The sequence below is a fragment of the Paenibacillus sp. WC2504 genome (assembly GCF_052682475.1).
The window spans coordinates 3,055,013-3,080,948 of record NZ_JBQZFH010000001.1 but is presented as its reverse complement, the minus strand read 5'-3'; the positions used below and the strand labels follow the sequence as shown (position 1 = coordinate 3,080,948).

The window sequence follows — 25,936 nt, the reverse complement described above, 5'->3', positions numbered from 1 at the left end:
CTCATGCCTAGGAGTCTTTCTCGCTCTTACCGTCGTTAATTTTACCGAGTGTTGAGCGCATTTGAGTGTCTGCGTCAATATTTTTGAGATTCATATAATCCATTACGCCGAGTTTGCCGCTGCGCAGTGCTTCTGACATCGCAAGAGGCACCTGCGACTCCGATTCGACTACTTTTGCACGCATCTCTACGACCTTAGCTTTCATCTCCTGCTCAGCCGCAACCGCCATGGCTCGTCTTTCCTCGGCTTTCGCTTGAGCGATACGCTTGTCAGCTTCCGCTTGTTCCGTTTGCAGATGTGCACCGATGTTTTTCCCGACATCTACGTCTGCAATATCGATAGACAAAATTTCAAAAGCCGTTCCGGCATCCAACCCTTTGCCAAGAACCGTTCGGGAAATGAGATCCGGATTTTCGAGAACGTCTTTATGTGAATCGCTGGAACCAACCGTGGTGACAATCCCCTCGCCGACGCGGGCAATGATGGTTTCTTCCCCGGCGCCACCGACTAAACGCTCGATATTAGCGCGTACCGTCACTCTGGCAATAACCTTGACTTCAATCCCGTTCTTGGCAACAGCTGAAACGTTCGGAGTTTCAATGACACGCGGATTGACACTCATCTGTACGGCTTGCAGCACATCGCGGCCTGCCAAATCGATTGCTGCCGCACGTTCAAATTCCAAATGGATTTTGGCCCTGTGGGCGGCAATCAGGGCGTTCACGACTCTGTCGACATTACCGCCGGCAAGGAAGTGACTCTCCAACTGATTGATGCTTAAATCAAGACCGGCTTTGGTCGCTTTAATCATCGGGTTCACGATTCTGCTTGGTGTAACTCGACGCAGTCTCATAGCAATTAAAGTAATAATGCTAATCCGCACTCCTGATGCTAGGGCTGAAATCCACAACATGACCGGAACAACACTGAGCAATATCGAAAGCGCAATAATGATGATAGCCGCGAGCAGTACTAAATATAACCCTGGTTCAATATTCATTCATTTTTCCTCCTAAAGATGATTAGCCTGCTTAGTTTCAATCTCTTTCACAACAACACGAGCCCCTTCAACGTCTACAACGATAATTTCCTTGGCATTCGAAATAAAGCTCCCGTCCGTCACGACATCTACGCGTTCTCCCTGAATGATCGCTGTGCCAGCCGGCCGCAATGGCGTTACCGATTGCCCTGTAAGCCCTATTAAATGCGTTCTGTCCGGGCTGGACGTAAAGCCCTTGTCCGTTGTCAGCTGCTCCTTCAAAATAAATCGATTCCACACCCCGCGGTGTTTAAAAGTTTTAATGGCATAGGCAATGACAACAATGGCTACCAATAACGCGATTCCCAGCATGACCGCGGCATCCATAGGGTTCGAAGAAGCGAGCAGCACTCCGCCAAATAGGCATATGGCACCTAGCACACTAAGAATCCCGAAACTTGGAACGACCAGTTCCAAAATAAGAAGCACTAAGCCAATGCCAAACACGGCCAAGTCACCGAACCCGGCAAATCCCGCCAAATAAAACCCAAGAAAATAAAGAGCAAAACCAGCTACGCCCGCTAACGCAAGCAAACCGCTGCTGAAAAAAAGAAGCTCTAAAGCGATTCCAATAATACCGACCATCAATAACACGGTCGCAGTAATGGGATGGGTCAGAAAGGCCGATAAGTTTTCTGCAAACATCATCTTCCACTCCTTTCCTGATTGTTCCTTATCATTAATATGTACGTCTTACCCAACAAACTGTTTCATTTTGCAGGAAAATAAAAAGACCGAGAGGATATTATATCCGCTCGGTCTTGTCATTCAAACATAATTAAGTATTATCCCAATAATTGTTGGACCAACTGATTTATAAGTTTACCATCAGCGCGCCCTTTAACCTGTGGCATCAATGCCGTCATCACTTTGCCCATATCCGCTTTGGAAGAAGCACCAATTTGCTGGATGGTCTGCTGTACAATGGCTTTCACTTCTTCCTCAGAAAGCTGTTGCGGCATGTACTCAGCTAGAATGACAAGTTCCGCCTGCAGGTTCTCGGCCAGATCATCTCTGCCGGCCTTCGTAAATTCTTGGAGGGAATCCTTACGCTGCTTGATTTCACGAGTTAGTACGTCAAGCACTTCATTGTCATCTAAGGATCTTTTCAGATCAATCTCAGAATTCTTAATTGTTGATCTAACCATTCGAATTACAGAGAGTTTGAACTTGTCCTGACTCTTCATCGCTTGCTTCATATCTTCGTTCAATCGATCGCTTAAGCTCATATTGCCTCCTAGAACTTTCTCTTGCGAGCAGCCTCAGATTTAAGCTTACGCTTAACGCTAGGCTTGTCATAATGTTTACGTTTCTTAACTTCTGCTAGAATGCCATCCTTAGCGATGGAACGCTTAAAGCGACGAAGTGCAGCATCTATAGTTTCGTTCTTACGAACTCGAGTTTCTGACAACAGATTTCCCTCCCTCCGAACAGACCATCTAGGATCAAACGGTTCATCAAATCTCATTATAGGTGATAGTAATTAGGGTGTCAATCGAATAGTTAGGTTTCCAAAAAGTTGATCCTAATTATGAACTCCCAGAGGAGCTAAACGCGCCCCGCCCATCAAGTGATAATGGATATGGTGAACAATTTGTCCCGCATTTGCACCAACATTTGTGATGACACGATAACCTGACTCTTCAACGTCTAGTTCTCTAGCAACTTGCGCCGCGGCCGCTTGCATTTGCCCAATAGTAGACCAGTCTTCCGCTTGGGCATCCGCTAGTGAGGCGATGTGTTTCTTAGGAATAATAAGCACATGGATCGGGGCGGCAGGTTGAATGTCATGAAATGCTAGAATTTCCTCATTCTCAAATACCTTTTTCGAGGGTAGTTCCCCCGCAACAATTTTGCAAAAAATACAATCACTCATAAATGGGCTAGTCCCTCCACTTTCTTAAACATCTATACGTTTAATTTTATCGGAAACGCGTGAAAAAATCCAACCCATTCCGTCCTATTACAAGGAACAATAGCAAAAAAAAGAAACCCCGCAGCTGCAAGACGAGATTTCTCGATAAAATTTGGATTTCTATTAGTAATAAGGAAGTAGTGATAAAGCTAGTAAGCCGGCTAATGGCAATACTTGCCTTGCAAATCTCCGGCGTCCAAATCCATATCCGTAACCAGGGTACGGGTAGCCATAAAACGGATACGGATAACCTCCGTAAGGCAGGAACGCTCTCATTTGTTCATGATCCATACCGCCGATTGGCACAGCTAAGTATAAATTGTCATCATCCACATTTTCGACAATGCCATCATAAACAGCACCGTTCGTCATCGTTACACTGACATAACGGTACATATGTTTTTTGCAAATCTCATGAATTTCAGGATGTTTCATGGGCTCATGCCTCCTTTTTTCTACAGCATATTCAGCTCTAGGCAAAAGGCTACTTTGCTCACATGAAGGATTTGCAAAAACATCTTAGCGGTTGATCTGGCTTTTTAAAGACTGATGGATCTTCTTCCATTTCGCTTTCTCGGCTGCTTGAAGACCTTTATCTTCTTTGCGTGCCAAATAAGCGAGCTCCTTCTGCAATTTTACATAGTTAGAAAATCGTTCTTGCGGAAGTGTGCCATCCTCCAGGGCGCCTTTCACAGCACATTTGGGTTCATTCTCATGTCTGCAATCTTGGAAGTAACACTGCACTGCCAGCTCTTCAATGTCTTGGAAGGAAGTGCTCAAACCCTCGGACGCATCCCAAAGCTGCAACTCGCGCATGCCGGGCGTGTCGATAAGGATTCCTCCCCCAGGCAGCGTTATCAATTCACGGTGAGTCGTCGTATGCTTCCCTTTGTCATCGCCTTCACGAATATCTCCGGTTTCTAAAATTTCTTTGCCGTAAATACGGTTCACTAAGGTAGATTTGCCTACACCTGAAGATCCGAGAAGCGCGACTGTTTTACCGAGTGTTACATAAGCAGCCAATTCTTCAAGTCCTCTGTTTTCAGCAGAACTGATGATATGAATAGGTACGCCTACCGCAACTGCCGCTACCTCTGCCGCCAATGCTTCCGGATCTTCGCATAAGTCCGCTTTACTAAGGACAATAACGGGATTAGCCCCGCTTTCCCAGGCGAGTACTAAATACCGCTCTATACGCCGAACATTAAAATCGAGATTTAACGCAGTAACCAGAAATACAGTATCTATGTTAGTAGCGACAATTTGCTCTTCCGTGACTTGACCGGCAACTTTCCGGGAAAACTTACTCTTACGCGGCAGAACAGCATGGATGGTTGCTCGTTGTTCCTCTTCACGCACAGAGACAACAACCCAATCGCCTACAGCGGGGTAGTCTTCGCGGCGAACGGCGAGATGGCGCATCTTCCCTGAAACCTCTGCCAGTGCTTCACCGGATTCCGTTTGAACGCGGTACATATGTTTATGTTCCAAGGATACACGTCCTGCTTGGTATCCTTCTTCCAGATAAGGTTCGAATGCTTTTTCAAAAAATAAATTCCAGCCTAATTCTTCTTTCATCAAGTGTTAAATTCATCCTCTCATGTCGTTCTAATAAGAAGTATAGACTACGGATATCACCATCACACGGTAAACAATCATTTAGATTATTTTTTCCTACAAACAATTTATACATCGGTCAATTCACTTGTAGACTATCGGTCTAATTTTGCATATAATAGGAATAAATCGATAGTTGGAATGGAGTGAGCGGATGAGCCAATTCATGAGGGCAACCACCCGCAAAAAGCGTGATGTCATGATGGACGTCGCCTTATCGATGTTTATGGAAAAAGGTTACGAGAACGTGTCTGTTGATGACATTATCGCAGCAACCGGAACGTCCAAAGGCACTTTTTACCATTATTTTAAAAGTAAAGACGCCATCATCGCTGACCTTTACAGCAAACAAATCCAACTGATTCAGGAATGGGTGAAAATGACTCCTTCCAAGGTGCAGTCGCTTGAAGGGCATATCAACCGCCTATTTTTAGACTTAGCGTCTAATATTCGCGTTTCACCACTTCTCATCCGTAGTTTACAAGCCTTATCCTTACAAAATGAAACCGTAAAAACGGAGGAACAGCGTCAGCTGAATGTACTCTCTGAGAGCTTGCTGCATTGGCTGCCTGAACCGAAAAAAGTAGAACTGCTCGTGTGCATGTATAACGGCACAATTCGAACTTGGTGCAACCAGGAGCATTCTGATTTAGTCGATATGATGAAAAACAACTTAGCTTGGATGTGGGTGGGCATTCGTGTAAGCGAGCCTAACGCACCGCTGCAGCTAGAACCAGTCCCCAAGGAGGAACACAAAATGAAAGTAGCTATTATTGGTGGAGGCCTAGCCGGATTAACCGCGGCCGCTTATTTATCGGAGAATCCGCATATTGAAGGTATCCTTTTTGAGCGCAGTCCGCAGCTTGGCGGTCGTGCATTTACTTATGAAAAAGCAGGATTCACACTTAACTACGGCGCGCATGCCATTTATGGAATAGATCGTCATACCATCACGAACATGGAACGAGAATTGGGTTTGTCTTTCTCATCCAAACAAGTTGATAAACGAAAGGTCGTTTATGCGAAGCATAATCAACTGACTACCGCTCCGCTAGATGCCATCAACCTTCTCAAAACGGATTTGCTTAGCACGGCGCAAAAAGTCCGATTCGTCGGTGAAATTGCCGCCATTATTGCAAACATCCATAATCTGAAGAATTATGCTACTTTAGCTGATTATCTGGCTGAATCCAATGCTGACGAGGATGTCAAAGAACTGTGGGAACATCTCGTTTGCTCCAACTTCTTCATCACCCCAGAAGATGCGCGCAATGTATCCGGCGCAGTGATCAGCGAGTACTACCACAACCTGTTCCTTTCTTCAAAACCGGTTAACTATATACTTGGAAGCTGGGCCGTCATCACCAACCAACTTAAGCAAAAGCTCACAACTTCAGGCAGATGGGAAATCGCCATTCAAGAAGGCGTGGAAAGCTTGCGTTATGCAGACCGGAAATTCGTTCTTCAAACGAAAAACCGCGAAGAAGCTTTTGATAAAGTGATTTTCGCCATGCCGGTACAGCAAGTCGTTAAGTTGTTGAAAGGTACCGCTTGGGAACCATTCTTGGCGCCATATGAGTCCAACACGGCAACTGAAGTTATGGTATACGACGTAGGACTGAGCAAGGTGGTTGCAAGACCGTTCAGCTATATTAGCGACATGGACAACAAGCTCTTTATCAGCGATGTTTCCGCAACGGATCACACGTTAGTGCCGGAAGGCGGACAATTGCTGCAGGGTATCGCCTACTTGAGCGATCAATTCGAAAGCGACGAACAACGCAAATCCTATCTCGACAATAAAAATACGCAGATGGAAGCTTTGTTCGATAAGCATTACCCGGGCTGGCGCGATTTCACCGCGGTGAAAAGGGTGTCCAAGAAAGCGATGGTATCCAGCGTGAAAAACATTTCAACGAACCATCTCCTCCCTATTCGGGTGGAAAATGTACCTTTCTACTTCTGCGGAGACGGTTGTACGGGCAAAGGGGAACTCGCAGAACGCGCATTCTCAAGCGCACGCACAGCTGCCCTAGCGGTTGTTCAAGAAGTAGAGCAAGCTCTTCAAAGTGTATAAGACTTGATATGAAAAACGGCTCCAGCACTGACGTTAAGTCAAAGCTGGAGCCGTTTTTGTTACTGGATTCTATTTGGTTGAAATCGTAACGGTTCGACTGCTTCCATCCCAAGCCACTTTGCCGCCAAATGTTTCTCCCACGAATCTGGCTGGAGCAAGTGTATAGCCGTTTACAAGCCGCGCGGGCTCTTCCAGCTGAACGGCTTTACCGTTCACATATACCGTTTTCTGATCCAGCGTTAAGCGTACTGTTGTGTTTCCTTTTTTGGCGTTCACTGTTCTTGTCGCCGCTTCGTACTCCACTTTCGCACCCATGGCTTCAAAGATGGCGCGAAGAGGTGTTAGCGTAGATCCATTTACGATGGCAGGAGCCTGCTCAAAAACCTGATCTTTTCCGTCAATTTCGACAGACACCTGAGCCGATATGCCAAAAGTACGCAGGGAGACTTGCTTACCTGCTTTGTTCAACACACGTATTTGAAGAACAGAACCTTCAGGAACTTCTCCAGCACGCATTTCCAATCCATAGGGCAGTTCAGTCTGAGCAGCAATGACTCGTCCATTGAGGATATATTCGACTTTCCCGATGTAAACCTCAGGTATCTTGATAAAAGGTACGAATTCGGTTTTCTTCGTAAAGGACTGATGATCCGCATCGACCGGTACATACCCAACCCCATCTGCTGGCTGAGCGGAATCGCTCACTTTCGAGAGCAAATAGGGATTTGCAATCAGTTTGGAATAGTAATTTTGAATATCTGAGGAACTGGACAGGGAGTAATCGTTTTTGGCATTATTCATTCCCTGATTCACATTAAAGTAAGTAATTGCTTTTAACCTTGGATATTTGTAGGGCATAATTTCATATAGCCGCTGTAAATTCAGCTTCGCCCATTCCGTAAAATCTTCTCCAGCCGTGTGCTGGTAGTGCGGAACTCCCGTTTCACTAAGCATTAACGGCTTGCGATCAGAGTACGTATTGTAGAGCCTTGTCAGTCTCTCTACATTGCTTGTAGCTAACATGGAAGGCAGCGACGGGTCCCCGTTTTCGTAAGGCTCAATATATAAACTGACGCCCACCCAGTCGACATAGTCGTCGCCCGGATAATAGGGATCGATATCATTCGCAGGAACGTCCCCAGGGCTCCATACCATCGCCACATTCGGCGCCTCAGCCGCAAATACATCATGCAGCATGCGGAATTTCGCTATATATTGAGCGGGGTTCCCGTGCCATTTGACCCAAGCGCCATTCATTTCGCCCGCAAAACGCAAAAAGATCGGGATACCCGCGGCTTTCGCATCCTGCGCCCATTTCCGCAGATACGCGCCATCCGTTACCGGGTCCAAACCATCATCAGGCTCCCAAGCGATCTGCAGCGCGCCGCCTGCATCCTTGGCTCTTTTCGCGTACATAGCCGGAAAGTTTTGCCCCCAATGCGCATAGGCCAAATAAATTGCGTGCTTTTTACCGTATACAGATTCCGTCTTCGAAAAGGTGTTGCCCACTTTGGGATCCTGTTCCGCATACATCCCCAGATATGTACCGAAGGCAGGTTCAAACTTGGCCAATTTGCCGTTTGGAGGTACTGTTAGCTCCCGAATAGCGGACTGATCGCGCTCCTGTCTATATAGCTCAACAGTTGTCCGAATTTGATCCGCACGCTGCAGCTTAACGGCTCCCCAATCTCGGCCCGCTTTGACCCAATACTCATTTTCCAGCTCGTAATCAGGAATGGCTTGTTCATAATCTCCGGTGACATCGAAATAGGAAGCTAATTTCCCGTAAAAAAGCGCTGCATTCTCCCATTCACCGGAGCTCGCGTAGTGATCCGCAAGAAACTGCCAGTGTGTGACAGCCTCCGCCTCATTGCCGCCGGCAACCAGCGCTTCCGCTTTCTGCCAGTGATCCCATACGATATCTGCATGCACAGGCGCAGGCGAGCTAGCCAAACTGGCAGCCAATACGCCAACAACGAGCGACATGATGCTGATTCTTTTATATAATTTTTTCAAGAAAAAATGACTCCCTTCAGCCTTCTGGTAAATGTCATGCCTATACTTCATACGTACACATGACCGGAAAGTAGCACTATCAGAAAAAAAAGAACCGGAAAGGACTTGCATCCTTTCCAGCTCTGTCTTACTTCGAAATAGCGCGCACAGCGCGAATACGTTTGCGTTGTCCTACAGAAAGAGGCTTCACGAGAGTACGACTTCCTCGAGCCGCATGTCCTCTAATTACGCCTGCTTTGAATGTGCCTTTGGCCGCAGGAACAGCCGTCCTCACCCCATAGCGGGACATGACGACATCGATCGGGTTACTAATCGAAAGCATGCCATTATCACTCCCGGCGAAATTAAGCCCCGCAGCAAAGTTGTCACTGGAACGCAGCCATACCGATCCGGAATCCCCCGGAAGGGAAACTGGTCCTCTAGTACCGCGAATGACCAATTGATTACGGAATGTCAGAACGCCAAGTGTCCCTCCATAAGTCACGCGCACGTCAGCATGATTAGCTTCAATCGTTCCTCTGACAAATCCGCTTGTACGGCCTGACTTCATCAATTGCAACCCGACGGGGTAAGTGTTCACATGACCTGGCACTGTAATCAGCCGACCGGATGCACGGATTAAATATCTTGGATTCAGCAAGCTGTTCGAAGTTGGTTTTGCAAGCGCAGAATCCTGGAAATTGACACCGTTAGGGATTAATTTGGTGAACTCAAAAAGCCTTCCAAGCGTATCTGCTGGCGCTTGACCGCCGTCCGCGGGACCAGGTTGTACGGTTGTGACTGACGCTGATGTGTTATTTTTGACCAGTACATGGTTATTGCTCAAAATATACAGCTGATTGTTCTTCGTTACGATAAGGCCGCCTGTTCCTGTAGAATCCGGATCCACTTTCCCCAAGCTTACACCACCGGGAACAGGACGATGTTTACCTTGATAGCCGCCTATTTTCGCTGCTTTCGGTTTTGGAGCTGCTACATGCCGTTTGAATTCGCCAGCAGAAACAAAACGAATGGGTACTGATGAACCCGCTTTGGCAAGCGTGCCTTTGAGGCTATTCATACTAGAGGGAACGATTTTCTTCTGGGTGTACACGATGACACCTGAACCTAGCGCAGGCTTGCTTGGGTCCATATAACCAACGCCAACTGCAACAACTTCCGCACGCTTCAACAAAACAGGTGAAATTCTATTCTTATGTTTCAAAGCCTCATGAAAAGTAGCCATTCACCATTCTCCTCTTCGTAAAAGATGTAGCAGTGTATGCCAACTTGTACGAATCGGCTTGATGATTTTACCTACGGTATAGGAAAGGAGGCTAAAAAAGGCATATCGTGAAAGCTCGTGCGCTATTGCTCCTCAAGCATAATACGGCTTCCACGCCCGGACGGCTCCGCCGGTTGAACAATTAATTTGCGGGCTAGACGAGCTCGCAGCTCCGGCACGTGAGAAATGACGCCAACCGCCAAGCTGTCCATATGAAGTTTTTCCAAAGCGCCAATGACCATATCCAGCAATTCCTGATCCAAAGTACCGAAGCCTTCGTCAAGGAAGAAGAATTCCAACGGATATTCGCCTTTGAGCTGAATTTGCGCAGAGAGCGCAAGCGCCAGGGCTAACGAAGTCAGGAAGGTTTCGCCGCCAGACAGTGTGCTAACAGGGCGCTTGACACCTCCATTGGCATCATCACGGATGACAAACCCGCCGCCGGAGTCGACTTCAATCGCATACCGTCGCCGCGTCAATTCACCCAGCCGCTCAGAAGCAGCGCGGCTGACCTGCATCAGCTGCTCTTCGGCCAAATACTCGACGAAGGCGTTCGCCTTCAGCACGGCTTGCAGCTTGCCAAGCCGTTCCAGCTGCTTCGCCTGCTCCGCGCGCTGCGCTTCGAGCTCGCACCAACGCGCGTGCCGCGCCGCTAGCTCGCTGGCGCCCTGGGCCGCCTTGGCCCGCGACTCCAGCGCAGCCTCCGCAGCGGCCTTCGCGGCGCTCAGCAGCGCCTGCGTCTGCGCCCACGCGTCTGTGCTCAGCACGCGGCCCTGCAGCTTCGCTGCCAGCTGCGCCAGCTGGGCGCGCAGCGCCTGCTCACGCTCGCGGTGCTCCGCCGCGAGCTGCGCCCACTGGCGGCGCTGCTCAGGCGCCAGCGCCGCAGCTTCGGCGGCTTCGCGCGACGCGAAGCCGTTCTCCGCGAGCGCGCCGCTCAGCGCGCGCTCCGTCTGTGCCAGCTGCCGCGCGGCAGCGGCAGCAGCTTCGGCGGCGGCGCTGTAGCGCTGCGCCGCCAGGGACTGCTCGCGCTGCGCGGCAGCGTGCGCGAGCTTGGTTTGCTGCGCGGCGAGGCGCAGCTGCTCCAGCGCGGAGGTCGCCTCCGCGATGAGCTGCGGCACAGCCGCGCCGGGCGCGCGCTGCGCGAGCTGCCGCGACTTGTCGGCGGCGAGCTGCGCAAGGCCCTGCAGGCGCTCGTGCAGCTGCAGGGCGGTCCGATCCTGCTCAACGACGGCACGCTGAAGCTCCTCAATCTTCACGATCAGCTCATCCAGAAAGGGGACGCTTTTCTCGATGCGTGCGCGAAGCTCCTCAGCTAGCCTTTCTTTGGCCAGCAGTTGTTCCAGTTGCCGGTCAATCTCTTCCCAAGAAAGCTCAGAATATCTAACCTGCCACTGCTTCAATTGTTCGTTCATTGTGGTTTGGACAGCAGTCAGTCTAGTTTCCGCTTCAGTTAATAGACTCGCAGCTGCTTGCTGCTGCGCGGCGGTTTGCACAGTCTGTTGTTCTAGCGCACTATACTCTTTGGATAAAACTTGAAGCGACTTTTCGAGTTCATCGGCACGGGAGATAATCGCTTCCCATTCTTTTTCCATTTCCATCCATCGATGTTCCAAGCCAGGGAGTCCAGTTCCTTCATGTGACTCAGCCACACGGAGAGAGACAGCTCCTTCCAGAGCTGCCGCCGCTTCCTTCCATACTTGCCCAACTTCGTGGTCAGCCAGCGGAGATCGTGATGGTTGCGACGCCAATTCAACAACTTGCTGCATAACAGCTGTCATTCGATTCAAACGCTGCTCATGGGTATATAATCGCTCCTTAACCCGTTGAAGCAGCGCTTCCCCTTGTTGAAGCTGCAACTCGATGTCTTCTCCATTTGCCGTTTCTGCCGATGGTATGTGCTTGGAAGGATGCTCGGTTGCTCCGCACACAGGACAATGTTCTCCATCCGTTAGCTCACCTGCCAATATAGCCGCCAGCGCATGACGTTCTTGCCTTTTCCAACGCTGCTTCATCTGCACCAGCTCGTCTTGCAAAACAGGAATAAAGGCATGAGAAGAAGCATTCTGCTGCTGCCCCTCCGAGCTCACTTCACTTGAACGTTGGATCCATATGTGCAGTCTGTCCATCATGGCTTTCCGCTTATCTGCTACTTGCAATTGATCATGCTCAATCGCAGCGTGTGAACGAACTCGCTCTTCGAACGCCTTTTGAGCGTCTTCCTTCTGCTGCTGGAGCTGTTCAATCGCCTTTTTCTCCTGAAGCGCTTTATGTAACAGCTGAGTAGTCGCCGTATTGGTCTCTGCCAACTTGAGTTGTTCCTTCAGTTCCGTTTGTTTCAAAATCGCCTTCTGCTTCGTCTCGTTGCTCTTCTTAAGATCCATTTGCAGCGCAGCTAACGTTGTTTTCACTTCATTTTCTTGCTGCTGGGCAAGGTTTACTTGCTGGCCAACTTGATCCAGCTCCTGCTGAATAACAAGAGCCTGCTGCAATTGGTCTAACCGCAATAACAGAGGACCTTCCTTCAACGAAAGCTCTTGCTGAGCTTGCTCATATCGTTCCGTCGCTTGTTGGTACGCTGCCTCTGATGCTTGTTGGCTCACTTTCGCAGCCTCCAGCTTCGATTGGCCGCTTTGTACATCCTTGACAGCTAACACATGCTGTTCCAAATAAGGCTTAACTTTCTCCGCTTTCTCCGCATATCCCAAGAGAAGCTCTTTCTCGCGTATTTGCGGCTCTAGTTCCTGCAATTTTTGCGCTTCCGATTCAAACACAGTTTGCTCTTGCTGCCAGTGATAAATCTGCTTGTGCTCCTCGTAACACTTTTCCTGTTCACTCAAATGCAGGCGGCTCCTCACCGCTTCACGTTCAGCTTCTTGAAGCCGCTCATTCGCTGCTTGCAGCGCTTGCTCCGAGGCGTCGCCTAAGCCTATCTGTTCGGCCGCCAGCTGTTTCACCAGGCTATCCGTTTCTTTCACTTTGGAGCTTACTTTGGCGCTCAACTGATCCCCGTATTGTTCGAGATGGAAAAGCCTTTGCAGCATTTGTCTGCGATCTTTGCCTGTCAGCGTCAGAAACTCCGCGAATTTCCCTTGCGGCAGCACGACGGCTCTCGTAAAATCCTGCATAGACAACCCCAGAATATGCAACACTTTCTGATTGACTTCACCCGCTTTGTCCGCAAGTACAATCGTTTCCTTGTCCTGCAAATGCAATAATCTGGCGATCGTTCCGTTAATGGACATTTCCGTGCCACGTTTGAATTGTCGCTCTACCCGATAACGTTCTGTACCCGCTGCATTCGTGAGCTCAAAAGTGAAAGAGACGAACAGCGTCTGCTCCGCATGATTCATGATCGCTTGCGTGCCGCCGCTGGCCCGCTCGACTTTACCGTACAAAGATAACGTGATGGCATCGAGAATGGATGATTTCCCACTCCCTGTCGGTCCAAAAATACCGAACACACCCGCTCCTACCAGCTGGTTAAAATCAATCGTTTGCAGTTCCCGATAGCTTTGGAGCCCGGACATTTGCAGCTCAATTGGACGCATATTCAGGTCCTCCTAGTTGTTCCTTTTCCTCCAGCAGCTCCAAGAACAGCCGAATCAGCTCCGGCTCTGGCTGGGCGCCTCCGGTTTGCCGGGAGTAGAAGCGTGTGAAGTGCTCCTCCATGGACAAATCCGCCTTCGGCGCTGCTGCCCTGACAGCCTCCATCTCCGGATAAATCGGCCGAATGTGTATGAAACCGTCATACGCTTTGCGTAGCGATTGAATTTGTTCGATTGACATCGCTTCCGTCATGTTGATCTCCAAGTCGATCCATGCGGAAGCATCCCGTTTCTCTTCCAACCATTGGTGAACTTGCCCAATCCCCTCTTTAGCTTTCCAACTGACGAGCGGACGTCCAGAGGTCAGAAAAATTTCCTTCGGCTCAGCCGCCTGTCCAGGCTGCAGATCGAGCACGGTTACGGATTTGGCTTGTCCGGCTTCCGAGAAGCTATAGGCAATTGGCGATCCGCAATAACGGATAGGCGAAGCTGCTTTTACATTTTGCGGCCGATGCAAATGACCTAGCGCCACATATTGCGCCCCTGCTGTCAGCGCTGGTGTATCTACGGTATACGCGCCGCCCACTTGAATCGGTCGTTCCGATTCGGTTTCGAGGCCTCCGAGCACGTAGAGGTGACTCATGATCAAATTAACCGTCCCCGCTTCAAAAGCAGCGGCCTGTTTACGAATAAGCGCCCCCACTCGTTCGGAATACTTGCTCCGCAGCGCTTCCTCCTCCGCTACGTCTGAGAGCAGCTCCTTGAGACGCGACTCCGATGGATACGGCAGTGCAATAAGACGAGCCAGCTCCCCGGTTCGAGGGATTCCTATGGATTGGATATCAGGAACAGGCAAGCCGATTAAAGTGATGTTTTGTTTGCCCGCAAGTGGTGCAGCTGCAGCAACGCGATCCGGATGGTCATGGTTGCCTGCGATGATGGCTACATGACGTTTACCGCCATCGGCGAGACGTGCCATACTCTCATAAAAAAGCTGTTCCGCAGCTGCCGGAGGATTCACACTGTCATAGACGTCACCGGCGATTAAGACCAAGTCAATCTCTTGGTCTTGTACAATACCTACCAGCTCATCCACAAAAGCGGATTGCTCCTCCAGACGGCTTCGTCCTTCCAACGTTCGGCCAAAATGCCAGTCACCCGTGTGTAAAATTCGCATACCTCATCCTCCATCTTACATTTCGAGCAGCTTCGCTCCATCAAAGAAATACAGAAACTTTCCATTTACCGGACGTTTCCAAATATGTTCCACAGCACGCGTGTAGAGTGAAATTTGCTGCTCATACCGCAGCTTCAACTCCTCATCGCTGCTGCCTTTCACTGCATCCGTTTTATAATCAACCAGAACCAGGCCGAGTTCATCCTCGAATAAACAATCGATGACCCCTTGAATCAGTACCGTTTCACCGCTCGTGGAACGATTTGTTCCCGTATAAACCTCGTCTGCGTGCAGCCCATAGCTGAAAGGCACCTCACGCTGTACATTCCTGGCCTGAAGCATCCGTTGTCCAACTCCGGTCTCGAAGAAGCGCAATACAACCGGGATATCCACCACTTCACTTTGTTCAGCGGTCAACGTTTGTTTCGTTAACATCTCTTGCAGTGTCCCCCGAATGCTTGCCTCCGTCGGTACTTCCTGCAGGGAGAGATTTTGCATGACGGCGTGAACGACAGTTCCTTTTTCCGCTGCTGACAGCTTCTTCTCTTCCATAAATTTAGGCCTGCGCCAAATCATGGACCTTCCGTTCCCGGAAGTCTGCGTCGTAGCTCCTGGAGCAATGACTTCTGTTGCAACCGGCATTTCCATCTCATCGGAGATTCGATTCAGCTCCGACAACCGCTTCATTTCGGAAACCGTCGTCTTCGCAAAAAGTTTAGGTGCTTCAGGGTACGAATACGACCATGACAGCCGATCATCCAGCCATTCCTGCCACTCACCTGACGTCGTTACGGTCTCAATCCGGCGAATGCTTTCCATTCGGTCTCCGTCGGGGGCCAAGTTTGACTCTTCCAGCACTTCATCCGATAGCAAGCTTTCAGGCTTAATAATCGTCAACTTCCATGCCGAAGGATCTTCCAATAACCGTACTCCTGAAGAAGCTTCGCTAATGCCCAAACGCTCTCTCCAGAGACCGGCGTGAGGATGCCGCAGCAGTGCCGGACCCACCCAGTCCAGATAACTTTTGGCTTTCGCCAGTTCAAAATCAGGCAAATACCATTCCGTTCTGGACAGATGCCTGCCCCAACCGCGCAAGAGCTTATCCAATGATTTGACAGTCCCAAGCAAATAAAGTTTTTCTCTTGCTCTTGTCAATGCGACATAAAGCACCCGCATTTCTTCTGCAAGCAGCTCCAGTTTCATCCTTCTTTTAATCGCAAGGGAAGGCAGGGTTGGATAGCTTACACGCAATGTTGTGTCTACAAAACGCGGGCCGAACCCAAGCTCTTTATGCAAAAGAAACGAATCGTTCAGATCCCGTTGGTTAAACATTTTGGCCATCCCCGCCACGAAAACAACAGGGAATTCCAGCCCTTTACTTTTATGAATCGACATGATCCTTACAACGTCTTCTTGTTCTCCGAGTGCACGCGCTGTGCCTAGATCCCCGCCGCTCTCTTTCATTCTTTCAATAAAACGAAGGAATCGGAATAACCCGCGCAAGGATGTGCTTTCATATTGTCTGGCACGATCGTACAACGCCCTTAAGTTGGCCTGCCTTTGCACGCCGCCCGGCAAACCGCCTGCGAAATCGTAGTAACCTGTTTGTCTGTAAATATGCCAGATTAAATCCGCCAAAGAGCCTTGTCTCGCCTCGGTCCGCCACGTTTCCAGCATCTCCAGGAAGTAGTTCAGCTTTTGCAGCAAAATCTCATTTTCTTCGGTCTTCTCGCTGCCAGCGGTTTGCAGCACAGAGTCGTAGAAAGGCACCGATTTATCTGCAATGCGAATCTGTGCCAAATCTTCGGCCGTTAACTGAACCACCGGTGACCGTAATACAGCAGCAAGCGGTACATCCTGATACGGGTTATCGATGACTTTCAAAAGGGATAACATGACTTCCACTTCTGTTGCGGAAAAATATCCCGTACTTAGCTCTGCGTAAGCAGGTATGCCCATCTTTTTGAGTTCTTCAATGAGGATAGGCGACCACATCTGCGTGGCGCGCAGCAGGATGACGATATCCCGGTACGTGACAGAGCGGTCACCGCCGGTTCTTTTATCAAATACTTGAAAAGCTTCCTTGCCGCCGGTGCCCATCAGCCCCTGAATTTGGCGAGCGATGGTTCGCGCTTCTAATTGCGCGGTTTCCAGCTCCTGCGCTTCCAAAACGGGATCAACAGCAGCACCTTCGGGTGAAGCTTCGGCATTTATCTCTTCACTATCTTCCGAATCAGCTGAATAAGATTCACTCGGGTCGGGTGCATCTGTTCCTCGATCAATGATCAGCATCTCGACGGAGCAATCCGAGGCAGATGGCGGATATCCCGCTCCATAGACGAGCTCAGCGCGCTCATCATACGCGACTTCGCCTACGGTTTCGTTCATCATTTGTTTAAAAATAAAATTGACTGCGTCCACGACTTCGATACGGCTGCGGAAGTTACGCGCCAAATCGATTCTCCCGCCTGCGGATGATACTTCTGATGGCTCATCTTTATTAGAGCGATAAGCTTTATATTTCTCAAGAAAGAGCCCCGGCTCTGCAAGCCGGAATCGGTAAATACTTTGCTTCACATCGCCAACCATAAATCGATTACCAGGGTTTGCGTTCGAAATCAATTCCACAATCGCTTCCTGCACACGATTCGTATCCTGATACTCGTCGAGCAGAACTTCAGCGAATTGCTTCCGATAAGCCTGCGCTGCCTCAGATGGAACCAATTCACCGGGGATGGAGCCAGGCGCACTTAGAATTTGTAAGCAGTAATGTTCCAAATCAGCAAAATCAATCAAGCCTTTCGCTTGTTTACCTGCCTGATAACGATGCCCGAAATCCGCAACCAAATCTACTAACGTATGCAAAAGCGGCGCCATGTCGGCAATTTCCTGATGGAATTGTTCCGGGGTTCGGCCGAACAGCTCCTCTTGCATTTTGTTAATTTGCTCTTTGACTTTATTGCGGAGCTCTTTGACTTCTTCCTGAAGCGCTTTGTCGTAGTCGTCGCCTTTGCAGGCTTTGAGTTTGCCAAACTCGACGGTTTGAAAACCCCGATACAGAACGGACCATGGGTAAGTGGTCGTCTCCAGCAGGTTATTTACGAGCAATAAATCCTCTCGCAAGTTGTCCAAATAAGGAGCTGGCCCGCCTGGCGAATCAGCGATCTCTATCGCCTGCCGCAATAAGTCGGCGGCTCCTTCCAACTCCAAAACCAGGTCGCGGATCAGACTTTGCTCCCAGATCCCGTAGTCTGCCGGCGCCGACGTAGCGGCAACATATGGCAGCGCCTCCTGTATAACGGCGGCTGCCTCATCCGGCACCTCCTGCGGCGCAGGCTCCGGAGCCCCAAACATTGAAGCCGTCGCTCTGAGCCAATGCTCCGGCCACGGATGACTGCGCGACACATCATACAGCTTCTGAATAAGCTGCATGATTGCGTCGTCGTTCCGCTCGCCGCTAAACGAATCCACCAGCCGCCAGAAGGCGCTGTTCTCTCCGCTTACGGAGTAATATTCCTCAAGCATCTCGCCTAGCAAATCTTGGCGCATCAGTTCCGCTTCCGTCTCATTCGCGATCCGGAAGCCGGGATCAAGACGAATGAGGCTGAAGTAACGCTGCACAACTTCCAAGCAGAAGGAGTGGAGCGTTGTAATTGAGGCGCGCCCCATCAGCGCGATCTGCTTACGCAAATGCTGCGAATGCGGCTGTTTCATCAGTTCTTTCTCCAGCGCTTCGCGTATGCGATGCTTCATTTCCGAGGCCGCCGCTTTAGTGAAGGTTGCGACCAGCAGCCGGTCTACATCGATGGGCTCCCATTCATCGGAAATTCGCCGGATAATTCGTTCCACAAGTACGGCGGTTTTTCCTGATCCGGCCGCAGCGGCAACGAGCATATTTTGACCCTTGAGGGTAATCGCGTCCCATTGATCGTCCGTCCACGTACTGCCGGGAGGCTTGGGCTGTTGTTGTTTATTCACTTCGTTGCACTCCTTTCCGTCTTCCTCACGGGCTAACATTTTGCTCCAATTCGGACCAGAGCTGGTCTTTCCCCCGCTGTCTCAGAACGTGGATTTCATTGCCTTCAAACAACGGATCAAACTGACAAATCGATTTATAAGAGCAGTGCAAGCAGGCTGTTTTTTTGCCTAGCCGGTAGGGAGCAATGTCGACATGACCATCGGTAATGCTCGTTCCTATTCCTTTTACTTGCTTGCGCACGTATTTCCTAAGCGTGTCCCACTGTTCATCCGTGGCGACGGAGGAGCTTGAATAGAAGCTTCCGTCCTTCTTCAAAGCAACTGGAATTAATTGCGAGTGCCCCGCGCTTTTTAACAGCTCACTATCCATCAATCCAGCAACTTCAGCGTCGGCCGTGATCAAACCTTTCATTTTAAAACGTTTCCGAAGTTCTTTCTCGACGGCCGCAGGGTCCAGCGCATTTTTTTGCTGCAGCATCGGGTTATGCACATGGAAATAAAGTACGCCCGCCGGCTTCGCCGCAATGCCCAGCCAACGCTCTGCGTGTGTAATAATGACATCCAAGTAGGTGAGCATTTGCAGCGATAGCCCATAATACACTTCAGATAACTGCAAAGAAGTTGAGCTTGATTTGTAATCAATGACTCGGAGCAATACGCCTTGCTCGCCATCCGCCCGGTCCACCCTGTCGATACGACCAATGATTTCCATAGTGCAGCCATTCTCTAAATCAAAGGTTAAAGGCGGCAGTTCTTTGCCCGGGCCGAAGTCGATTTCCAGACCTAACGGTTCAAACTGGCCCTGTTTCGCATGTTCACCTAAGACAACAGCCGCTCTGCCCACAACTTGCTTCAATTTTCTCGCGATATAGGCATATCTGCTGGAACTGAGCAAAATTTCCCCTTGCAGTCTCGGGGCAAGCTCGTCCACAACCTGTGCAGAACGCTCCATGCATTCTTCTGCTGACAGCGATCCCCAATCCAGTTGATCCTGCTGCAATCTTTGGACAAATTGGTTCAATGCGGCATGAAACAATTGCCCGATATCCGGGGCATCGAGACGGTAGACGCGTCTTTCCTGCAGCCTCAAACCGTGGGATACAAAGTGGGAAAACGGACATGCTACATATTTTTCCATACGTGAGACACTCGCCCGCAGATTTTGACCGTATAACAGCTTGCTCGTTTTGGAAGATATTTTGTTCTCTTTATTCGTGTAACGCAGGGCCTGAACGACGGATTGCAGCTTCATCTGCCACTCGGGCTTATCTGCATACCAGTTGTAGGTCTCCCACCACAAATCCGCCATGCGGCCGCCTAGCATCCAGTGCTTCATGCGCACAGCCAAATAGGAGATCGCCTGATTCGGATGCGCCATATAAGCTGCCTGCTCATTATCCGGAGATTCAGGAGCCGGTTCAGCGAGCAATAGCGGTGTCTCAGTCCCGGGAAATAGTTGACGCATTTGTTTGATCAGCTCGGATGGCAGCAGCGATTTGCCCTCTTCATCTGCCAGTGGATAGCTCATCCACAGTCGTTTACCAGGCACGGTTAACGACGTATATACGATAAATTGCTCATCCAACAGCTTGCGCCGGCTTCCATCCGCCAACGGAAGACCGGATTCCATCAGAACACTCCGTTCCGCTTCCGTCAGAACCCCTTTTTCCGGCATTTGGGCAGGGATTACGCCATCGTTCACACCTAATATGTAAGCATAACGAATACCGCTTGAGCGGGTCCGATCCATGCTGCCAATCAATAATTGATCCATCGAAGGCGGCACTAACCCTAGCTTCATGCTTTCCATGCCGGTCTCTACGAGGCTGTTAAAAATCTCAAGGGACAGCTCATCGTCCCCCATCGTCTCTACGAGCTGATCCAGCATCTCCATGACACTGTTCCACATTTGGCCATGCTCACGGGCTTTCTCCGGCTTGCCTTCCTGAATCGCTTGCTGACTCCAAGCTTCCAATTTTTCGGGAGCCTGTACCGAAATGAGAAGTTCATATAGAGCCTCAACTTGCGCTTTCACTGACCCGGCTTGCTGCAAACGTTTGGCAAAAGCAAGAAGCGGCCTAACCACCCACTCTTTGCTTCTATTCAAAGCGGCTAATTCAGCCGTTTGCTCTTGTACACCTTCATCGGCTTCTTCCAGATTGGCCCGGAACTTATAGCTCCATGGCTTACCATCCGTCCACCTGTAGCCTTGAATACCGAAAGCGAGCACATAGTTTTCCAGCTTATCCAACTCTGTTCGCTGATCAGCCGCCTCGCTCGGCAGAAGTAAATCCGTTTTGACGCAGCGGAATACGGCATCATAATGCCAATTGTGCTGGACAACCTCCAGCGCCGAACGAATAAATTCAACCAGCGGGTGATGCAAAACGGTCCTCTTTTGATCAAAAAAGTGCGGTATTTCGTAGTCGGTCAGTACCGCTTTTAATAAATCCTGATAGCCTTCCATATTTCGAACCATGACGGCGATTTCACGCCAACGCACGCCATGCTCACGAACCAACTGCAGCATATCCCTCACAGCGCCCTCTACTTCAGCACGGCGGTGGACAGCCTCTGCAATCACGAGCTGATCGCTAGTTTTCTCATGTGCTGCCGGTTTATAACGCTGTGCTCCACCGCCAATCCGACGGTCGAAGTTGCGTTCCAAATATCCCAGCAACGGACTATCGTCATAACGTGGCGAACGGTCCGGCGCAAGAAGATGAACCTCGGCTGCCGGCAATCCGAGCTGCCAAATAAGCTCCTGCAGCCGAACCATCGTCGTTGCCGTAGGGTGAAATAAATCCAACTCATCCGGCGCATCCCCGGCTTGCAGCTCCCGATCGAGGCACAACGTAATCGTCACCTGCTTGCAGGTCGAAAATAACGCGCCAAGCACGGCAAACTCCTGCGGTGTAAAACCATGAAAGCCATCAATCCAAACCGAAGCGGACCGCAAATAAGCGGAGTTCGGAATCTGCTCTGCCAGCAGGGTTAAATAATCTTCACCGTCCAAATACTGCCGGGACAGCTCGGATTCAAATTGGCGGTAAATCAGCTGAATGTCATGCATTTTATCTCGAAGCAAACCGCTCTCCCCAAGTACGGAAGCCCGTTTCTGCTCGTGCTCTTCGAGCTGCTTAGCCGTTACACAATACCTTTTCATCTCCGTAAAAAGTTGGTTCAAACGATCTACAAAACCCATTTGCTCAGCCGAGTGGCCAAATAAGCGGAGCTTTTCTTTCTGTTTATGTAAAATGCTTGTAAGCAGCAATTTCTTCCCCATATCATCAATCGGCAGTCTCGCTGTACCGCCTTCTTCTTGCATGACACGCCATGCCAATCGGTGAAAACTTAACACTTGGGCGCGAATCATCCCCCGAATGCCGGGATCGGACACAATGGCATGCTCTGCCTGAAAGGTTGCCTGCTCCGGCACTAATAGCACGAGCGGGTCACCCTCCGGCTCTACCGCCAACTGCTGTTTCATTTCTATTAAACAACGTTCACTTTTTCCGCTGCCGGCTCTGCCGATCACGAAACGAATAGACATACAGGGCCTCCTTCAAGCTGATCTCAAAAGATATCAATCTTATCTATTCTATCATACTTTTGGTAGAAAAGAGGCGTGGCAGATGATGGGCTTAAGCTGGCATAACAAAAAAAGCCTTCCGCCACTTACATGCATAGACATGATTGGGAGGATGGCTTTTCATATGAAAAGTTTTAGCCGGTTAGGGATTATTTCGCAGCGACGAAGGCAATTCGCCGATATAGACGGATTGCGGCCGAAAAATACGATTACAACTCGCTTGTTCCAATAAATGAGCCGTCCATCCTACCATTCTACTCAGCGTAAAGCTAGGTGTGAAGAGGGACGTCGGAAGCGCAATAGCCCGCATCACGGCTGCAGCATAAAATTCTACGTTCACGTACAATCTCCGGCCAGGCTTATATTCATTTAGCAGCTCGACAGCTACCTTTTCTACGTGGATGGCCAAATCGAACCAGGGATCCTCAGCAGCTAACTCGGTCATGAGCTGGCGAAGCGCTTCCGCTCTGGGATCGTTCGTTTTGTAAATGCGGTGACCAAAGCCCATGAGTTTTCGACCCGCCTTCAGCTCATCACGCAGCCACGTCTCCGCCTTCTCTTTGTCTCCAATCGCATCCAGCATATGAAGCACTTCCGAAGGCGCTCCTCCGTGCAAGGGCCCTTTCATTGCGCCTATGGAAGCGCAGAGCGCAGAAGCAAGATCGGATTGTGTGGATAACACAACACGTCCGGCAAAGGTGGAAGCGTTCATCCCATGCTCCATCGCTAAAATCAAATAGGCTGTTAGAACCTTCACATGAACCTGCTGGGGCACGGAACCTGTCAGCATGTACAAATAGTTGGCCACATGATCTAACTGCGGGTCAGGATCGATGGGCACTAACCCTTGCGATCTCCGATAGTGATAAGCAATGATTGTTGGCAGCATGAGGGTATTCGCAAGAATCCGCTCAAAATGCAGTGGCCATTCAGCCTCCTGATGGCTGATTGTACCTAAAACAGAGGTAGCTGTGCGAAGTACGCTCATCATTTCACTTTCCTTGGGCAGCAGATCCAGTACCGCCTTCAGTTCGGCAGGTATGCTGCGTTGTTCAGCCCATAGTTTTTTTGACGCGCCAAGCGCATCCGTGGAAGGAAGCTCACCATGCCACAATAAATAGGCGACTTCCTCAAAACTGTTGTACAAGGCAAGCTCCTTTGCCTCGTATCCGCGATAAACCAGAACGCCATTCTGACCATCGACCAAGGACAATTCTGTTTCTGCTGCTATAATGCCGTCCAAACCGGTTACGGATGCCATCTCGTCATTTTCCTTTCGCTGTGAAGTGTGAAATCGCTTTACTTCATCATATTCGGAAATGACATGTTCATCCAATTCGTATTTTCTTTCGTTATGATAAATGAAATATTTCACCATTATAATCATGATTACATTTATTTATACATTAAAAGTAGTGCCACTCTTTGCTGTTTTAGGATTTATTCACTGGATGAAATCCAACGAACACTGTGATTTAATAGCTCAATTATTGATCTCACTGGATAAAATCCAATGAAATCAGTTAATCGTGGTGTTGTAGCGCCAAATATTGCCGTTTCGTTGGAATTTGTCCAATGAAATGAGCAATTTAGAGTTACTTTTGGCGTTTTCATTGGATTTCATCCATTGAGGTTGCGCTGAACATAGTTCCACCCCAATTTTCACATGAAATTGGGTAGTTCTCTATGATCTCAATGATATGGAATCCCTAATTCCAAGAAAGAATCCTATTATGGGGTCACTAAAGGGAACTAGAGTCCGCTATTTTCAGAAAAAGGAGCCTGATGACAGCTAAGCGGAACTACAGGCCTCTATTCCACGAATTTCGACCGAAATGCCTGTCGCAGGGGTCAGATAAGACCCTGTAGTTCCACTCGTCGAGGAAATATGTACGATATCCCCGAAATAGAGGACGCCAGTTCCCTTATGATCTGCCCTAGCGGAATTCTCCGCTAGTCTTTCTATGTCTGGTGAGGTGGAAGGTTGCAGAATGTTGAGTAGAACGGTTGGGTCGTGGAAGGTAGGTAAAGTAGCTTGATTTATTGTGCAAGAGCCTCTCTCTGCAAAGGTTAGAGGGAATTTGCCGTCCTCCCAATGAAATTGGCCAAATAGTGAACAGTAGTTCCCTTAACTTAAGGGAAATGTGCTTTTTCAATGAAATAACGGACCCTAGTTCCCTGAAAGCCCTTCTAGCCAAAAAAAGCGAGACCACATTGGCCCCGCTCCTCTCAACTTATTTGCTTCGCACTTCAAAAATCGCGAATTTCAAGTAATGCCCCTCATCCACACCGAGAATGCGCGGATGGTCCATGCCCGCTCCGCGGAATTCAACTAAACGCAGGATCTTGCCTGCATCCGTCGCCGCCGCATGAATCGTCTCCAGGAAAAGCTCCGGATGCATGTGGTACGAGCAGCTCGCCGTCACAAGGTACCCGCCTTCATTCACAAGCTTCATCCCGTGCAGGTTAATATCTTTGTAGCCGCGGCATGCGCCTTCAACTGCGCTTTTCGTTTTGGCAAAAGCAGGCGGATCGAGAATGACTACATCCCAAGTCCTGCCGCCTTCAGCAACCGGCTTGGATGTATCAATCTTTTTCCCTTGTGCGCCGCTGCCGGCGTTGGCTCGCACTTTCCGTTCATCCAAACCTCTGACTTGGGTCCGTAAGTACTCAAAAGCATCTGCGACTACGAACTCGACACGGTCTTGGAAACCGTTCAAACCAACATTTGTTCTCGCGCTCTCAATGGCATGCTCGGAAATGTCCAGGCAGGTCACTTTTTTCGCGCCGAATTTACAAGCATTGAGAGTAAAGCTGCCGGTATGGGAGAAGCACTCCAGTACTGAGGCGCCGTCCCAGAAAGGGAATGTCACGACTTTGCCGTTCGCATTGACAGGCAATGTTTGCATGGCTCCCTCATGTTCGACTTCACGAAGTTCGATACCACTTCGATTGCCCCAACCTGTCATCAACGGAGCGATGGCTGCGCGATTTTCTCGTTGGTCGAAGAAATAACCGGTTTTCTGGCCTTCTTCGATGTCTACCCGGATGCGCAGACCATTTTCAAGAATGTCCACATGTTTGGGACACTCACCGTATAATAAGCCTTTGGTTTGCTCCAGACCTTCCAACTCACGGATCGAGACGTCACTGCGCTCATAGATGCCTGCCGGCTTAACAACCTGAACCAGTGCATCAACAATCTGCTCACGGCAGCGATCCATACCCAGCGTAAGAATCTGTACAACAAGCGTATCTTCGAACTTATCTACAATTAACCCCGGTAAAAAGTCCGCTTCACCATAGACCAACCGATAAGATTTTGCCTCTTTTACGAAGCGGCTGCGATGCTGCAAGCAACGTGTGAACCGTTCCACAAAAAAGTCTGTCGTCATGGCTTCGAGTGGCTTGTAAGATACAATTCGGACCGTAATTTGCGAAGCTTCATTGTAATAACCCGTCGCTAAATACTGGCCCAGATGTGTCTGCACCGGAACAAGCTGTCCCGGCACAACTTCTCCGTCTACGCGCTCAATTTCACTTTTGTACACCCATGGGTGACCTTGCTCTAAACGAGGTTTACGTTTCTTATGTAAAAATACTGCTGCCATATATCAATTAGCCGTCCTTTGTGTGATACCGTTCCGTCTCTCTTTGGTGCTTGTCATGCTTGTCTGTACGGTCACATATATTGAGTGATAATGAAAAGTTCATTT

General features: G+C 49.5%; 16 protein-coding genes. 1 reads left to right on the top strand and 15 read right to left on the bottom strand.

Annotation, left to right across the window (positions count from 1 at the left end):
* Positions 1-7: 7 nt before the first annotated feature.
* The 7 genes from floA to rsgA form a co-directional block, all read right to left on the bottom strand.
* Positions 8-1,000: a flotillin-like protein FloA gene (gene floA / locus ACUN27_RS13420; protein WP_157321664.1), complete on the bottom strand. Its 993-nt coding sequence runs from the start codon at positions 998-1,000 to the stop codon at positions 8-10.
* 12 nt (positions 1,001-1,012) lie between these two features.
* The gene (locus ACUN27_RS13415) at positions 1,013-1,684 is read right to left on the bottom strand and encodes an NfeD family protein (RefSeq protein ID WP_445559028.1); all 672 of its coding nucleotides are present in this window, start codon (positions 1,682-1,684) and stop codon (positions 1,013-1,015) included.
* Between the two features lie 140 nt (positions 1,685-1,824).
* Positions 1,825-2,268 carry a GatB/YqeY domain-containing protein gene (locus ACUN27_RS13410; RefSeq protein ID WP_127451853.1) on the bottom strand — a complete coding sequence of 148 codons (444 nt, stop codon included), beginning with the start codon at positions 2,266-2,268 and terminating at the stop codon, positions 1,825-1,827.
* An 8-nt stretch (positions 2,269-2,276) separates the two neighbouring features.
* A complete protein-coding gene (rpsU, locus tag ACUN27_RS13405; protein ID WP_029195880.1) occupies positions 2,277-2,450 on the bottom strand; it encodes a 30S ribosomal protein S21 in 174 nt (57 codons plus the stop codon).
* A 114-nt stretch (positions 2,451-2,564) separates the two neighbouring features.
* A complete protein-coding gene (locus tag ACUN27_RS13400) occupies positions 2,565-2,915 on the bottom strand; it encodes a histidine triad nucleotide-binding protein (protein WP_127451851.1) in 351 nt (116 codons plus the stop codon).
* A gap of 162 nt (positions 2,916-3,077) precedes the next feature.
* Complete coding sequence (locus tag ACUN27_RS13395; protein WP_445559027.1) at positions 3,078-3,389, bottom strand: hypothetical protein; 312 nt, start codon at positions 3,387-3,389, stop codon at positions 3,078-3,080.
* A gap of 84 nt (positions 3,390-3,473) precedes the next feature.
* A complete protein-coding gene (gene rsgA, locus ACUN27_RS13390; RefSeq protein ID WP_445560627.1) occupies positions 3,474-4,532 on the bottom strand; it encodes a ribosome small subunit-dependent GTPase A in 1,059 nt (352 codons plus the stop codon).
* Between the two features lie 193 nt (positions 4,533-4,725).
* On the opposite strand from rsgA, the gene ACUN27_RS13385 reads away from it, so the two are divergent.
* A complete protein-coding gene (locus ACUN27_RS13385; RefSeq protein WP_315951462.1) occupies positions 4,726-6,648 on the top strand; it encodes an FAD-dependent oxidoreductase in 1,923 nt (640 codons plus the stop codon).
* Positions 6,649-6,717: 69 nt separating this feature from the next.
* On the opposite strand, the gene ACUN27_RS13380 is transcribed toward ACUN27_RS13385, so the two are convergent.
* The 8 genes from ACUN27_RS13380 to ACUN27_RS13345 all read right to left on the bottom strand — a co-directional run bounded on the left by ACUN27_RS13380 (position 6,718) and on the right by ACUN27_RS13345 (position 25,831).
* Positions 6,718-8,664, bottom strand: a complete 1,947-nt coding sequence (locus ACUN27_RS13380) for a stalk domain-containing protein (protein WP_326060578.1) — start codon at positions 8,662-8,664, stop codon at positions 6,718-6,720.
* Positions 8,665-8,791: 127 nt separating this feature from the next.
* A complete protein-coding gene (locus ACUN27_RS13375; RefSeq protein ID WP_315951464.1) occupies positions 8,792-9,889 on the bottom strand; it encodes a hypothetical protein in 1,098 nt (365 codons plus the stop codon).
* A 122-nt stretch (positions 9,890-10,011) separates the two neighbouring features.
* Positions 10,012-13,476 carry an AAA family ATPase gene (locus ACUN27_RS13370; protein ID WP_445559026.1) on the bottom strand — a complete coding sequence of 1,155 codons (3,465 nt, stop codon included), beginning with the start codon at positions 13,474-13,476 and terminating at the stop codon, positions 10,012-10,014.
* On the bottom strand, positions 13,463-14,650 hold the full coding sequence (locus ACUN27_RS13365; RefSeq protein WP_315951466.1) for an exonuclease SbcCD subunit D: 1,188 nt from the start codon (positions 14,648-14,650) through the stop codon (positions 13,463-13,465). The genes ACUN27_RS13370 and ACUN27_RS13365 overlap by 14 nt, the downstream gene beginning before the upstream one ends.
* A 15-nt stretch (positions 14,651-14,665) precedes the next feature.
* A complete protein-coding gene (gene addA / locus ACUN27_RS13360) occupies positions 14,666-18,628 on the bottom strand; it encodes a helicase-exonuclease AddAB subunit AddA (protein WP_445559025.1) in 3,963 nt (1,320 codons plus the stop codon).
* 25 nt (positions 18,629-18,653) lie between these two features.
* Entirely contained in the window at positions 18,654-22,181 is a 3,528-nt protein-coding gene (addB, locus tag ACUN27_RS13355; protein ID WP_326063781.1) for a helicase-exonuclease AddAB subunit AddB, read from the bottom strand.
* A 181-nt stretch (positions 22,182-22,362) separates the two neighbouring features.
* Positions 22,363-23,481, bottom strand: coding sequence for a citrate synthase/methylcitrate synthase (locus tag ACUN27_RS13350; protein WP_315951521.1), 1,119 nt, complete (start codon positions 23,479-23,481; stop codon positions 22,363-22,365).
* A gap of 973 nt (positions 23,482-24,454) precedes the next feature.
* A complete protein-coding gene (locus ACUN27_RS13345; protein ID WP_326063782.1) occupies positions 24,455-25,831 on the bottom strand; it encodes a class I SAM-dependent rRNA methyltransferase in 1,377 nt (458 codons plus the stop codon).
* Positions 25,832-25,936: the final 105 nt, after the last annotated feature.